Below are 14077 nucleotides of genomic sequence, written 5' to 3'. Positions count from 1 at the left end.
ACATCTACCGGCCCAAAATACTCTGCGGAATAGCGCGTCCTCATCTCAGGTCATCCTACTACCCGCAAAACCCAGGTCCGGTAAGCGGAGGGTTTTCCCCGCCCACCCAGGGCGGTAAGCTGTTTCCAGCATGGCTGAGGTTCCAGAAGCAACCTGGTGGGCGCAGGGCCTGCGGGTGGCGGGAGTGGACGAGGCCGGGCGGGGGGCCTGGGCCGGGCCGGTGGTGGCCGCAGCGGTAATTTTGCCTGGGACAGGGCGCTACCCCTTTCGGGACTCTAAAACCCTTAGCCCCGCCCAGCGCGAGGAGCTGAGGCTCGAGGTTCAGGCGGTAGCCTTAGCCTGGGGGGTGGGGTTTGCCAGTGCCGCCGAGGTGGATACGGTGGGCGTTTTGCGGGCCACCCATCTGGCCGCAGCCCGGGCTTTGGAGCAGCTCGCCCCCAGGCCCCAAGCGCTCCTCACCGACTACCTAAAGCTCAGCACCGAGCTTCCCCTGTTGGCCCCCGCCAAGGCTGACCGCGACAGCCCCAGCGTGGCCGCGGCCAGCATCCTGGCGAAGGTGGCCCGCGATCGGTACATGCTCGAGCTCAGCCTGACCTATCCCCAGTACGGCTTCGCTGCCCACAAAGGCTATGGAACCCCGGCCCATCTCCAAGCCCTGCACCGCTTTGGCCCCTGCGACCAGCACCGCCGGAGTTTCGCCCCGGTAGCCCAGGTACCGCTCCTCAACCCCGCTTAGGCCAGGCCGAGTCTAAAGCCCGCTTTAGTCCGGACTTCAGCCGGGGTTCAGCTAAGCTCATAGACTCAGGCCAGGAGGTTGGCATGCGCAAACTGATGCTTTTTCTGGGGCTGGCCGGGCTGTTGTCGGCCTGTACGGTGACCACTCAAGGAGGGGCCCGGGTAAACCTGCGCTTCGGGGTAGACCTAACCCCTACCATCATCCGCCTCGAGCCCGACCGCGGGCCGGGAAGCACCTACTTCGTAGGCGAATTCGTCAAGTTCTACCTCAGCCTCGATCGCCCAGGGTATGTCGCCCTGGTGGCGATTGACCCCAACGGCCAGACCTACGAGTTCAGCCGCTACTACCTGCAAGCCGGAAGCCATCTCCTCTCAGGGCCGCAGGGCAACCCCAACTTTGGCTTCCAACTGCGCCCCCCGCGGGGCCTCGAGCGGGTGCGGGCCATCTACACCGATAGCCCCTACCCCCCTGGCTTCACCTTCTCAGGGGTCTATACCTACGAGACCTGGGACCGCCAGACCTCGATTTACCTGCGCCAGACCGGGGCGCGAATACGCGATGTGGCCGAAACCTATTTCTACATCCGCTAACCGCCCGTCTAGCCCCATCCCCTCTGCTGAGGGGATGTTTTTTGGGGGCCCTGGCGTTCTACCTACACGGCTTGAACCCGCCCATCCAGGTTGCATATAATCACCTCGCAGCAAAATAAGTGGGGTAAATCCAGTTTTTCTACGGAGGAGCGATGAAGCGTAGGGATTTCCTGAAAAAAGCCGGCGTCGGTGCAGTGGCCGCCAGTACAGTTTTTGGGCCCGTGTTTGCCCAGACCGCCCCCACCATCCGCTGGCGGCTGGCCAGCAGCTTTCCCAAAAGCCTGGACACCATCTATGGGGCTGCCGAGGTGCTCACCAAGCGGGTTAGCGATCTCACCGATGGCAAGTTTCAGATCCGGGCCTTCCCGGCCGGGGAGATCGTTCCGGCCTTTCAGGTGCTGGACGCTGTGCAGCAGGGCACCGTGGAGTGCGGCCATACCGCAATGTATTACTACGTAGGCAAGAGCCTAACCATGGCTTTCGATACCTCGCTGCCCTTTGGCCTCACCGCCCGGCAGCAAAACGCCTGGCTCTACTACGGCGGGGGCGTGGAGGCGATACGGGATTTCCTCTCGGATTTCAACGTGACCAACTTCCCCGGGGGCAACACCGGAGCGCAGATGGGAGGCTGGTGGCGCAAGGAAGTCAACACCGTGGCCGACCTAAAGGGGATTAAGTTCCGTATTCCGGGAATCGGCGGACAGGTCTGGGCGCGGTTGGGGATGGTGCCCCAGGCCATTCCCGGTGGAGAGATTTACCAGTCCCTGGAACGCGGCACCATTGATGGCGCGGAGTGGGTTGGCCCCTATGACGACGAGAAGCTGGGGCTGTACAAGATCGCGAAATACTACTACTACCCTGGATGGTGGGAGCCCGGGCCCAACCTTTCCTTCCTGGTCAACAACGACCAGTGGAAGAAGCTGCCCAAGGACTACCAAGCCGCCTTTGAAACCGCCGCAGCCGAGGCCAACGTGCGGATGCTGGCCAACTATGACGCGGTAAACCCCGCCGCCCTGCAACGGCTGCTCAAGGCCGGGGTCAAGCTGCGCAAGTTCTCCAACGAGATCCTCAAGGCTGCACAAAAGGCCTCCTTTGACATCTATGAGGAGGAATCGGGCAAAAACCCCTCCTTCAAGAAGATCTACACCCCCTGGAAGGCTTTCCGCGACGATCAGTACCGCACCATGGCGGTCACCGAGCTGCCCTATGAGCAGTTCGCCTTCGCCGGCATCTGACCTCGAGCCCCCCAACCCTCCGCCCTAGGGCGGAGGGTTTATCCTTCCTCGAGCTGGGCATCGAGCTCCTCGCTCAGCGTGGCCGCCGCTTCCTCACTAATTAGGCCGCGCCGCAGGGCATCGGCCACAGCGGCCCTCTGGGTTAGACCCAGGTGCCGCTGAAGCCGGAGGGCCTCATGATCCCGTAGGCTCTCGCGGCTGTGCACGGCCTGATCGAGGTCCCGCAGCACCGCCTCGCGCTCCTCGGCCAATCGCTGCCGAGTCGCCTCGAGCAGCTCGGGGCTGGCCTCGCCGCGCTGCTCTAGCTGGCGTGCCTCCTCGAGAGCCGCCCCCAGGGCAATGGTACGGGCCAGCTGGGTCTCATACTCCAGTCGCTCCGCACTCACCCCAATCAGACCCAAGCGCTGCAACAGCGGCTTCATGCTGAGCCCCTGAACCACCAGCGAGAACAGGGCGACCGCAAAGACCACCGTGGTGAGGTGAACCCCCCCTACCTGGCGCAGCCCTGGCTCCAATCCCAGCACCAGGGCGATGGGAATGGTGCCCCGCAGTCCACCCCAGTTGATGGCGTGCATCCAGGCCCAAGGGATTCGCCGGCTGGGGCGCACCAGGCGGTTAGAGAGCGGGAGGAGGCTGTAGACCGCCAGGGTCCGGGCCAACAGCACCAGCAACACGGTCACCCCGATGGCCACAGCGTTTCCGCCCGCTCGAGCCAGGTCGAAATCCAAACCGATCAGCAAGAACACCGCGGAGTTGGCCAGAAAAGCCACCACCGCCCAAAAGTTGAGCAGCGAGAGCCGGGTGGTGGGGCTCATCGAGAACACCGTGCCATAGTTGCCGATGATGAGTCCGGCCACCACCGTGGAGACCACCCCGGAGAAGTGCAGGTTCTCGGCCAAAATGTACGAGCCAAAGGCCAGCACCACCGAGATCATCACCTCGGTCAGGTGGTCGTTGATCTGCCCCAGCAGCCGGTGAACCAAGTACCCCAGAGCAAACCCCACCGCCGCCCCACCCAAGGCCACCTTGAGGAACTCGAGCACCCCTTCCCCTAGCCCCACCGGAGGCCCGGCAATCCCTTGCAGTACGATCAGGTACAGCACAATGCCAATCCCGTCATTGAACACGCTCTCGCCCTCGAGCACCGTCTGCAACCCTTTGGGCGCACCGTACTGCTTGAACATGGCCAACACGCTCACCGGGTCGGTAGGCGAGAGGATCACCCCCAGCAGTAGGGCAAAGCTCCAGGGCAAGCCCAGCCCATAGTGCGCCCCGGCCGCGATCAACAGGGCCGTAATCAGCGTTCCCGCCAAGGCCAGAAACCCCACCGGGGTGGCATAACGCCGCAACTGCCCCAGCTCCATGTGCAAAGCCCCTTCAAAAAGGAGGGGGGGCAAGAACAGCAGCAGGATCAGCTCTTTGGAAAGGTGAATCTCGAGGGCATGAAAGAAGCTCAGCGCCAGCCCGGCCAGCACCAAGCCGATGGTGTAGGGAACCCGAAAGAAATACGTACCCAAGGCCACCGCACAGGCCACCAAACCCAGCTCGACCAACGAAGTGGCTTCCATAGATCGGCCCATTCTATCGCGCCCTTCACAGACGAAGCCGGATGGCTCTCAATATGTGGAGAGCGCCCTAAAAAGCACCGCATCGCCGAGCAACCCCTCACCGGGGCTATTTGGAGATCCAGTTGGTCACAATCCAGGGGTTGAAGATCACAAAAAACACCATGATGAGCTGAATCAGCACAAACGGGATGGCCCCCCAGTAGATGCTCGAGGTCTTTAGGCTGGGGGGGGCCACGCTGCGCAGGTAGAACAGGGCAAAACCAAAGGGCGGGTGCATGAAGGAGGTCTGGAGGTTGACCCCAATCATCACCCCGAACCAGACCAAATTAATGCCCAACGACTCAGCCACCGGCCCGATCAGCGGGATGATGATGAAGGCGATCTCGAAGTAGTCCAGGAAAAACGCGATAAAGAAGATGAAGAGGTTGACCACCACCAAAAAGCCCACCTCGCCGCCCGGCAAGGCCTTGAGCAAACCCTCCACCCACTCATCCCCCCGCACCCCCACAAAGACCAGGCTGAAGATCCTCGAGCCCACCAGAATGAAGGCCACAAAAGAGGTCAGTCGGGCGGTGGCCTCCATGGCCTGGAGCAGAATGCGCAGGCTAAACTTGCGCTTCACAATGGCCAGCAGCAAGGCTCCGGTCGCCCCCATGGCCCCGCCCTCGGTGGGGGTAGCGATCCCCAAAAAGATGGTCCCCAGCACCAAAAAAATCAGCACCAGCGGGGGCACCAAGGCCACCATGGCCCGCCGGGCCAAAACCTCCCCTATCGATCGGCGAATCCACAGGATCAGCAGGTTGGCCAGTATCAGCGCTCCGATGGTGACGGGGTTGGCCCAATGGGTCAGCCAGAGGTCCACACCGATCACCCCCAGGGTGAACAGGCCGTGTTGGAGGAGCTGTGGGCCCAGGGGCTGGCCCCGTCCCCGGCGCTCGAGCACCTCGGCTGGCAGCGCCGGTACCGCTTTGGGGTTGATGAAGCTCACGATCAGGATATAGGCCATATAGAGCCCAGAGATGATCAGCCCCGGCAGGAACGCCCCCCGGTAGATATCCCCCACCGAGATGCGCAGTTGGTCGGCCAGAATGATCAGCACCAGGCTGGGCGGGATGATCTGGGCCAGGGTGCCCGAGGCTGCGATGGTCCCAGCGGCGATTCGCGGGCTGTAGCCATAGCGCAGCATCACCGGCAGCGAGATCAGCCCCATGGCGATGACCGAGGCCGCCACCACCCCGGTGGTAGCCGCCAGCATAGCCCCCACAATCACCACCGCATAGGCAATTCCCCCGCGCAACCGACCAAAGAGCTGGCCCATGGTGTCCAGGAGGTCTTCGGCCATCCCGCTGCGCTCCAGGATCAGCCCCATGAAGGTGAAGAAAGGGATCGCCAGCAGGGTCTGGTTCTGCATGGTGTCGAAGATGCGAAAGGGGATGTTCTGCAAGAAAACCGGCTGGAGAAAATCCAGCCGCACCCCGATCCAACCAAACAGCAGCCCTACGGCCCCCAAGCTGAAGGCCACCGGATACCCCAGCAGCAGAAAGACGATCAGCCCCACGAACATCAGCGGGGCCATGATTTCAAAGCTCACGGGTGCTCCTTTTTCTCCACCACTTCTTTGAGCTCGAGGATCTCGGCCTCCTCATCGGGGATGTACTGGGTGGGGGGCAGATGGCCGGTGAGCATGGCAATGCGCTTGATGACCTCGGAGATGGCCTGCAGCAACAGCAAGAAGATCGCCACCGGCAAAAGCAGCTTGATCGGCCACCAGGGCAGGCCCCCAGGGTTGGGAGAGTTCTCCATGATCTTGATGGAATTGGTCACCCAGGGCACCGTGGTGACGATGATCACGATGCAGGTGGGGATTAAGAACAACAACCCCCCCAGCAAGTCCACCCAGATCTGCAGGCGCGGGGAATAGCGGCTGTAGAGCACATCCACCCGCACATGGCCGTTTTTCTGTAGGGTATAGGCCGCCCCCAGCAAGAAGATGGCCGAGAACATGAACCATTGCAGCTCGAGCCAGGCATTCGAGCTGGTGTTGAAGGCGTAGCGCACCACCGCGTTGCCCGCTGAAACCAGGGTGGCGAGCAACACCAACCAGATCACCACCCGGTTCACGTTGAGGTTCAATGCGTCAATCGCTCGAGCAATTTGCAGCAAAGCATTCACCTGTTGGGCCTCCCGGTTTTGGGTTGGGCCCATTCTAACCCTCTGCTCTGGCGTGGGGTCAACGGGTGTAAGCACACCCAAATCAGGATAGACTCTAGCCATGCCCGACGATCTGAACCCCGCTGCCCTGCGCGATCCCCACGGCTACTCGGTCAAATGGCACCTTTACCCCGAAGATGTGCTGCCGCTATGGGTGGCCGACATGGATTTTCCCATCGCCCCCGAGATCACCCAAGCCCTGATGGAGCGGTTGCGCTACGGGATTGGTTATCCCAAAGGGCAGGGGGATTCCCTGCTCCTGCAGGCCATCCTCACGGAGCAGGAGCGCAAGCACGGCTTAAAGGGCCTCGAGCCGGAAAACCTCTGGCTAACCTCCAGCGTGGTGCCGGGCATCTATGCCACCGTGCTCGGCCTGACCAGCCCCGGCGAGGAAGTCCTCACCCTGACCCCGGTCTACCCCCCATTTCTGAGCGCGATCAACGACTACGGGCGCATCCCCAAGCACAGCCCAATGGTGCGCACCCCCCAGGGCTGGGAGATTGATTTCGAAGAGCTCGAGCGGCTGGTCTCACCGGCCACCCGGCTGCTGATGCTGTGCAACCCGCAAAACCCCACCGGGCGGGTGTTTCGCCGGGAGGAACTGGAACGCCTGGCCGAGTTCGCCCTGCGGCACCGGTTGTGGGTGATGAGCGATGAGCTGTGGGCCAACCTGGTCTACGAAGGCCCCCACATCCCCATCGCCTCGCTTAATGGTGAGATTGCCGCCCGCACCGTCACCCTCAGCGGCCCCTGCAAAACCTACAACACCGCCGGGCTGGGCGGTGGGGTGGCCATCAGCCACAACAAGGCCCTGCTGGAGCGGATGAAACAAGCCACCAAAGGGGTCATGGGTCACCCCAACGTGATGAGCATGGCCATGTGGCGGGCGGGGATTGAATCCGGACAGGTCTGGCTGCAGCAAACCCTCGAGCGCCTGCGGGGCAACCGCGACTTCCTGGGAGATTTTTTGCGTACCCGCCTGCCTCAAGTGGGGTACGTGCCCCCCCAGGGCACCTACTTGGCCCTGCTGGACTTCACCGCCTTCCCCTTCGCCAAGGACGTATACCAGGTGATGCTCAAACAGGCCAAGGTGGCGCTCAACGATGGCCCCCCTTTTGGGCCGGGCTATCAGGGGTACTTGAGGCTCAACTTCGCCACCCCGCGGGAGATTGTGCAAGAGGCGCTCGAGCGCATCGCCAAGGTCGCGGAATCCATTGATTAGGCGCTCAGCGCCCCAGCAGTTCCCGGCCCACCGCCAGGTAGTCCTCCCAGGCCCGCTCGGCTCGAGGATCGTGCACCTGCTGCACCACGCTTCCAGCCACCACAGCCTTTTCATAGGCGGCCAGCCGGCGAATCACCGTACGGAAGTGCGGAATCCGCTTGGCCCGCAGATAGTTCAGGGTGCGCAGCCCATCCAGCGAGGGAAAAGGCGGAACCATCGTCACCAGGGCTTTCACCGGCAGATCCCCCAGCTCCTTTAGAAACTGCTCGAGGCTGACCAGCGACAGAGCCCCCGGTGTGGTGGGGATAATTACCCGGTCGGCCTTATCGCCATACTCGCGCAGGGTTTTGCCCTTAGGATGGCCCCGGGTATCAATTACCACATGCGAATAGCGCTTGGGTCGGGCCTCCTCCGGTGAAACCACCTCAAAGGGCAGCCCTGCCCCCTGCCGGGCCCAGATCAAGGCGCCTTCGGCGGGATCGGCATCCACCAGCAAAGTGGGGCCTTGGGTCTGCAAAAAGGCGGCCAGGTGAACGGCGGTGGTGGTCTTCCCCACCCCTCCTTTGAGCGAGGTCACCAGAAGGCGCATACCCTGACTATATCGGCTCTGGGGGTTCAATACGAGCCGGGGCAAGTCGGGCGCCCTCAGACCCCAAGTCGGGCGCCCTCAGACCCAACACACCGTCAGGGGCTATACCTAAAGACATGCAGCGGTTGCTGGTAGGGCTATTGGCAGGGGTGGCCCTGGCCCATACAGCCCCCCCTTGGCCCGAGACCCCCATGGCCAAACCCCAGGGGCAGTTCAGCCTGCCCTTCGCCGACCCTCCCGGCCCCAACACCTGGCTGCTGGGCCAGCCCTACGGCAACACCGTGGGGGCCTACCGTCAAGCCCGCAGCCTGTACGCTGCCATCCAGGGCATCCACTTTGGTCTGGACTTCTCCGCCCCCTGTGGCACCCCAGTGCGGGCCATCGGCGATGGGACGGTGGTGGAGGTGGATGGCCCTCATGGCTCCCCACCGCACAACCTGGTCATTGACCATGGAAACGGGGTATCCAGCCTCTACGGGCACCTACTGCGCCGCCCCAGCCTCGAGGTCGGGGCCAAGGTCAAGCGTGGGCAGGTGGTCGCGCTATCGGGGGATTCACAGCTCACCTGCGTCTCAGCCCCCCACCTGCACCTGGAGATCCGCGATCGCTCGCACACCCGGCTGTTCAACCCCCTGCCCTACCTCGCCGCGGACTGGCCCACCTTGCTGCTGACCGGATTTTCCCGCAGCTTTGAACGAGACCTGGAGGACCCCCGCAAGTGGCAGCAACCCGACCAGCAGCCCCAGGCCCGGCGCGGAGGGCCCCCGCTGGCGAATTTCACCCATCCCTGGCCGCCCGACCCCAGCCGCAGCGGCCCAGCCGGACCCTTGGGCCGCTTTCCTGGCTTACCCCGAAGCCCTGCCGCCCTCAAACCCACCGCTTATGCCCCAGGCCCCTACCGGCTGACCGAGGGGGGATGCTGCGTCAACCCCATCTGGAGCCCAGACAGCCGCCACGTGCTGTTCATAGACCGCCGGGCAGGCCAGACCGCCTACTACGGGGTCTCGGTAGCCCAGCCTTCGGAGCCCAGGGCCTACCTTCCGGTGGCCTATTTTTCCCCAGCCTTCACCTATGCCCAGGTTCCCGGCCAGCCCAGCCGTTTCCAACGGCTCTCGAGCGGCCAGGAGTTTGCCCTCGATACCGCAGGAACCCCAGTGCTGTGGTCGCCGGGGGAGCAGCAGATGGCCTGGACGGTGAGCGCCAGCTCGGGCAACTACGATGTGCGCAGGGGTCAGGTCTGGGTGGCCAAACCCGGCGAAGCCCCCCGCCAGCTGGCCACGGTATATGGCGGTGGGGCGGTGGCCTGGCTCGATGAACACACCCTGCTCCTCTCCGGCAAGCGTTCCCCCCAAGACCCCCTTCGGAGCCTCGAGACCCTGGACCTCTCCAGCGGTCAGCGCCGGGTACTGAGCCAGGCCCTGAACTTCCGCGGCATCCAGCCCAGCCCTGGAGGAAACCACATCGCTTACTACACCGCCTTTGATCGGCCTGAGCGCAACGGCCTATGGCTTCTCCAGCGGAACGGCGAAAAGCAAAGGCTCAACTTCTTTGGAGCCTATCAGTGGCGCGATGCCCAGCGGCTGGTCTACATCGAACTGCAGCCCGGCGTGGAAACCCACGTACTGCGGGAGTACCACCTTAAAACCGGGCAGGCTCGAGCCCTCGCCGACCTCGGCACCAAGATGAGCAACGGTGACTGGCAGGTCTCGCCCGATGGCAGGGCAGTGGTCTTTGTCAACCTCAAGGACCGCAATCTGTGGGTCACTGCGCTGCCATAGGCAAGTGGACAAACCGCCCAACAAATTTCACCGTGGCTCCACCATTCCTACATACTCCTTCCGCACAATAAAAAGGCTTATGAGTACCGTTCAAGTCCGATCCAGGCGCAGATCGCGTTCCTGGTTGTGGGTGCTGCTGATCGTTTTGCTGGCGGCGGCCCTGGGGGGTGTCTGGTGGATCCGGCGGCCTGCGGCTTCAGCAGCCCAGCCCAAGGTGGAAACCGCCACGGCCATCCAGGGTACTTTCCGCGTCTCGGTGACCGGTCCGGGAACCCTGGCCGCTCACCAAAGCGTGGATTTCAAGCCGCAGGTGCAGGGCACCATCCTCTACCTCCCCAAAGTGGGGGACCGGGTGACCAAAGGCCAGCTGATTGCCCAGATTGACCCCAGCACCTACCAGCGGGCGGTGGAGAATGCCCAGCTGGCCCTCGAGAAAGCCAAGGCCCAGCTCGAGAGCGCCCGCGCCTCCCAAGCCACCGGGATCAACAGCCAGGAGCAGGCCATCGCCAGCGCCCAAGCCGCCTACACCACCGCCCTCAGCCAGCTCGAAAACGCCCAGACCAGCCTGGCCGCCACCCAGCGGATCTATGCCATCGGGGGGGCCACCCAACAGGAGCTCATCACCGCCCAGCGCAACCTCGAGCAGGCCCAGGCCAATGTCCAAAGCGCTCGGGTGGGCCTCGAGGCGGCCAAAGCCGCCCTGCCGCTCAAGCAATCCGGCAACGCGCAGGACCTGCGCAACCTGCAACTCGCCGTAGACCAGGCCGCCCTGACCCTCAAAAATGCCCAGCAGGATCTGGCCAACACCAAGCTCTACGCCCCCTTCAACGGCACCGTTTCGGCGGTTAATGCCCAGGTGGGAGGGGTGGGGGTGAGCGCCAGCATCAGCGGCAGCACCGCCCTGCTCACCTTGATTGACGACTCCTCGGTAGATCTTCCGGTACAGATCGACGAAACCGAGATCTCTCAGGTCAAACAGGGCCAGAAAGTCGAGGTAACTTTAGACGCTTTTCCCAGCCGCAGCTTTACCGGCACGGTCACCGGCATCACCCCCAGCGCCACGGTGGTGCAAAACATCGCCATCTTCTACGTCACGGTCAACGTGCCCAACCCCGAGCACCTGCTCAAACCCGGCATGACGGCAGAGGGTGAGATCCTGATTCAGGAGATTCCCGATGCGGTGCAGATTCCCAAGCGGGCGGTGCAAACCGTGCGCACCCGGGCCTATGTCAAGGTCCAACGGGCCGATGGCAGCACCGAAGAGCGGCGGATCACCGTCGGCCCCGACGATGGCACCACCCTCGTGGTCACCCGTGGGCTGCAGCCCGGCGAGACCGTGGTGTTGCCGGCTCGAGGCGCCTCGAGTTCAGGCTCCCGCTCCAACAGCTTCGGTACGGCTCCGCTGAGGTAGGCCATGAAGACCCCGCGCAGTCCCGTAGTCCAGCTACACGAGATCCACAAGGTGTACGACCTGGGCGAAGCCCAGTTTGAGGCCCTGCGGGGCATCTCGTTGGAGATCCTCGAGGGGGAGATGGTCGCGCTGATGGGGCCCTCGGGCTCGGGCAAAACCACCCTGATGCAAATCATCGGAATCCTCGACCAACCCTCCTCGGGTCGGTACGTGCTGCGGGGCCAGGACGTAACCGAGCTGAGCGAGAACGAGCGAGCCGAGGTGCGCAATCAGGAGATCGGTTTCGTGTTCCAGGCTTTTCATCTGCTGCCTCGGATGAGCGTGTTGGAAAACGTGGAGGTCCCCATGACCTATGCCGGGTTTAGCGCCGCCCAGCAGCGCGAACGGGCCTTGGGGGTGCTGAGCCGGGTGGGGCTTTCCGGCAAGGAGCGCAACCTCCCCTCCCAGCTCTCCGGTGGACAAAAGCAGCGGGTGGCCATCGCCCGGGCCCTGGCCATGCGCCCCGCCCTGCTGCTGGCCGATGAGCCCACCGGCAACCTCGACTCCAAAACCAGCACCGAGATCATGGGGCTGTTTCAAGAGCTCAACGATGAGGGCACCACGGTCATCATCGTCACCCACGAACCGGATATTGCCGAGTACACCGAGCGCATTGTGCGGATCCGAGACGGCAGGCTCGAGTCGGATCAACCCAACCCCAACCGCAAGCGGGTGACCGGGGAGGTCTACCGATGAACCCGGCTCGAGAGCTTCCCCAAACCGCCCCGGTTCAGCCCCGCTCGAGGCTGGGGGGGCTCAACCCCCTGCGCACCGTTTCCATCGCCTGGCGAGCCATCTTGGCCAATCCCCTGCGCTCCGCGCTCACCACCCTGGGCATCATCATCGGGGTGGCTTCGGTGATCGCCCTCACCGCCATCGGTACCGGTTCAACCGCCAACATCACCAAAAGCCTGCAAAGCCTGGGCACCAACCTGCTGACGGTCTCGAGCGAAACCAATACCCGGGGGGGGCCGGGTGGGCTGGTGCGGCAAGGGGGGCCCCAGAACATCACCCTCAAGGACGCCGAAGCCATCCGGGCCCTTGGCACGGAGGTGGTGGGGATCGCCCCTACCCTGCAGCGCAACGCACAGGTCAAGTATGAGGCCAACAACACCAGCGCGGCGATCGTGGGGACTTGGCCGGACTACGCCAGCGTGCGCAACGCCCAACCCGAGTTTGGAAGCTTCTTTACCGAGGCGGACAACGCCGGGCGCAAACGGGTTGCGGTGATCGGGTATCAGGTGGCACAAGACCTCTTTGGCAGCTCCCAGGCGGCGCTAGGCCAGCGAATGCGCATCGCCGGAGTCAGCTTCACGGTGGTGGGGGTTCTGCCGGACAAGGGCAACTCTGGCTTCGCTACCCCCAATTACAACGTTTTAATCCCGCTTTCCACCTACATCCAGCGCCTGGGGCGGGCTGACAGTAGCGGTGTGGTCAAGGTTTCCGCGGTGTTTGTCCAAGCCGCGGATAAAAGCCAATTAGATGACCTCAAAAACCGCATCACCGACCTCCTGGCGACCCGCCACAAGAAAACCGATCCCAACGATTACGATTTCAGCGTGCAAAACCAGGCCGATGCCCTGGCCTCGGTCAATCAGGTCACCCAAACCCTGACCCTCTTTTTGGGCGGTATTGCCGCAATTAGCCTGCTGGTCGGGGGGATTGGCATCATGAACATCATGCTGGTCTCGGTCACCGAGCGCACCAAGGAAATTGGCATCCGCAAGGCCCTGGGGGCTAAACCTCGAGACATCCTGATGCAGTTTTTGGTCGAAGCCTTTGTGCTTTCGGTGGGAGGGGGGATCCTCGGAATCCTGGCGGGGTTTGGCCTGGCCTACCTGGCCGGCCCGGCCCTCAAGATCACCCCGGTCATCACCGGGGGGCCGATCCTGTTGGCCTTTGTGTTCGCGGCTGCGGTAGGCATCTTCTTTGGCCTGTATCCCGCCCTTCGGGCCAGTCGGCTCGACCCAGTGGAGTCCCTGCGCTATGAATGAAACCCGATCCCGTCCTACACCAAGCCTCCACCGCTTCTTCACGCAACTGGCCCACCATAAGGTCATGCCCACCCTTCACGTACACAAAACCCTCTGGATGATGATTGCCATGCTGGCCCTAGGGGTTGGCTTGGCCCAAAGCCCCACTCCCGCGCCCAGCTCCCCTGGGGGTAGAACCGGGATGAGCGACGAGATGCGCAAGAAGCTACAAGCCTACCGCCCGGTTTTTGACCTCACCCAGTCGGTGGCCTTGATGAACGAACTAGACCGGCAGAAGGGCCTGGCCTTCAGCAAAGCCCAGGCCCAGAAGCTGCTGCCCCTGCTCAAAGGCCTGACGACCCGGAGCGACCTCAAACCCGCCGAGGCCGATAAGATCCTCAGCACCATCGAGGACACCATCCTGACCGATGCCCAGCTCCAGTGGATGGACACCACCCGGCTGGCCCGGGAGGAGCAGCTACGCCAGCGGACCCAAGCCCAGGGGCAGCAGGGTCAGGGCGGGGTGCGCCTACCGGGCGCACCCCCCATTGGCGGACTGGGAGGCCAGCGCAGCGGGCAAACCCGCCAAGGAGGGTCTCGAGCCGGGCTTTTCCAGGCCCTACAGGAGGGCAAGCCCTTCAACCCCTTCAAGGAGGGCCGGGCCAAAGAGAACCTGGAGGCGCTCATCGCCTTGCTGGGCCAGCGTGCAGCTTAGGAGGCGGCCC

Annotated in this window: 13 protein-coding genes; 9 read left to right on the top strand and 4 right to left on the bottom strand. The window is 63.4% G+C overall.

Annotated features, from left to right (window positions below; translation table 11 throughout):
• Nucleotides 1–130 precede the first annotated feature (130 nt).
• The 3 genes from Mgrana_RS08685 (at nucleotide 131) to Mgrana_RS08675 (ending at nucleotide 2561) form a co-directional block, all read left to right on the top strand.
• Nucleotides 131–736 carry a ribonuclease HII gene (locus tag Mgrana_RS08685; RefSeq protein ID WP_119357216.1) on the top strand — a complete coding sequence of 202 codons (606 nt, stop codon included), beginning with the start codon at nucleotides 131–133 and terminating at the stop codon, nucleotides 734–736.
• An 83-nt stretch (nucleotides 737–819) separates the two neighbouring features.
• Nucleotides 820–1326 (top strand): DUF4384 domain-containing protein, encoded by a 507-nt coding sequence (locus tag Mgrana_RS08680; RefSeq protein ID WP_119357215.1) that lies wholly within the window; start codon nucleotides 820–822, stop codon nucleotides 1324–1326.
• A 152-nt stretch (nucleotides 1327–1478) separates the two neighbouring features.
• Nucleotides 1479–2561: a TRAP transporter substrate-binding protein gene (locus Mgrana_RS08675; RefSeq protein ID WP_119357214.1), complete on the top strand. Its 1083-nt coding sequence runs from the start codon at nucleotides 1479–1481 to the stop codon at nucleotides 2559–2561.
• Nucleotides 2562–2599: 38 nt separating this feature from the next.
• Here the strand turns inward: Mgrana_RS08675 and Mgrana_RS08670 are convergent, their stop codons facing one another.
• From Mgrana_RS08670 to Mgrana_RS08660, 3 genes are all read right to left on the bottom strand, one after another.
• Nucleotides 2600–4129 (bottom strand): Na+/H+ antiporter, encoded by a 1530-nt coding sequence (locus Mgrana_RS08670; RefSeq protein ID WP_170146433.1) that lies wholly within the window; start codon nucleotides 4127–4129, stop codon nucleotides 2600–2602.
• Between the two features lie 106 nt (nucleotides 4130–4235).
• Nucleotides 4236–5705 (bottom strand): TRAP transporter large permease, encoded by a 1470-nt coding sequence (locus Mgrana_RS08665; protein WP_119357221.1) that lies wholly within the window; start codon nucleotides 5703–5705, stop codon nucleotides 4236–4238.
• Between the two features lie 11 nt (nucleotides 5706–5716).
• The gene (locus Mgrana_RS08660; RefSeq protein ID WP_119357220.1) at nucleotides 5717–6301 is read right to left on the bottom strand and encodes a TRAP transporter small permease subunit; all 585 of its coding nucleotides are present in this window, start codon (nucleotides 6299–6301) and stop codon (nucleotides 5717–5719) included.
• A 100-nt stretch (nucleotides 6302–6401) separates the two neighbouring features.
• Between Mgrana_RS08660 and Mgrana_RS08655 the strand changes: the two genes are divergently transcribed.
• Nucleotides 6402–7562 (top strand): MalY/PatB family protein, encoded by a 1161-nt coding sequence (locus Mgrana_RS08655; RefSeq protein WP_119357212.1) that lies wholly within the window; start codon nucleotides 6402–6404, stop codon nucleotides 7560–7562.
• Between the two features lie 4 nt (nucleotides 7563–7566).
• Here Mgrana_RS08655 and Mgrana_RS17250 read toward each other — a convergent pair whose 3' ends face one another.
• Nucleotides 7567–8151 (bottom strand): ParA family protein, encoded by a 585-nt coding sequence (locus Mgrana_RS17250; protein ID WP_119357211.1) that lies wholly within the window; start codon nucleotides 8149–8151, stop codon nucleotides 7567–7569.
• A gap of 116 nt (nucleotides 8152–8267) precedes the next feature.
• Between Mgrana_RS17250 and Mgrana_RS08645 the strand changes: the two genes are divergently transcribed.
• The 5 genes from Mgrana_RS08645 to Mgrana_RS08625 all read left to right on the top strand — a co-directional run bounded on the left by Mgrana_RS08645 (nucleotide 8268) and on the right by Mgrana_RS08625 (nucleotide 14067).
• Entirely contained in the window at nucleotides 8268–9929 is a 1662-nt protein-coding gene (locus Mgrana_RS08645) for a M23 family metallopeptidase (RefSeq protein ID WP_119357210.1), read from the top strand.
• A gap of 79 nt (nucleotides 9930–10008) precedes the next feature.
• Nucleotides 10009–11340, top strand: coding sequence for an efflux RND transporter periplasmic adaptor subunit (locus tag Mgrana_RS08640; RefSeq protein WP_119357209.1), 1332 nt, complete (start codon nucleotides 10009–10011; stop codon nucleotides 11338–11340).
• A 3-nt stretch (nucleotides 11341–11343) separates the two neighbouring features.
• A complete protein-coding gene (locus Mgrana_RS08635; protein WP_119357208.1) occupies nucleotides 11344–12075 on the top strand; it encodes an ABC transporter ATP-binding protein in 732 nt (243 codons plus the stop codon).
• Nucleotides 12072–13373, top strand: coding sequence for an ABC transporter permease (locus tag Mgrana_RS08630; RefSeq protein WP_119357207.1), 1302 nt, complete (start codon nucleotides 12072–12074; stop codon nucleotides 13371–13373). The genes Mgrana_RS08635 and Mgrana_RS08630 overlap by 4 nt, the downstream gene beginning before the upstream one ends.
• A gap of 64 nt (nucleotides 13374–13437) precedes the next feature.
• Complete coding sequence (locus Mgrana_RS08625; protein ID WP_240631295.1) at nucleotides 13438–14067, top strand: hypothetical protein; 630 nt, start codon at nucleotides 13438–13440, stop codon at nucleotides 14065–14067.
• Nucleotides 14068–14077: the final 10 nt, after the last annotated feature.

The sequence above is a fragment of the Meiothermus granaticius NBRC 107808 genome, assembly GCF_003574355.1.
Lineage (GTDB): Bacteria > Deinococcota > Deinococci > Deinococcales > Thermaceae > Meiothermus > Meiothermus granaticius.
The sequence above is the reverse complement of the archived record's forward strand: the minus strand, read 5'-3'. Positions and strand labels throughout refer to the sequence as shown.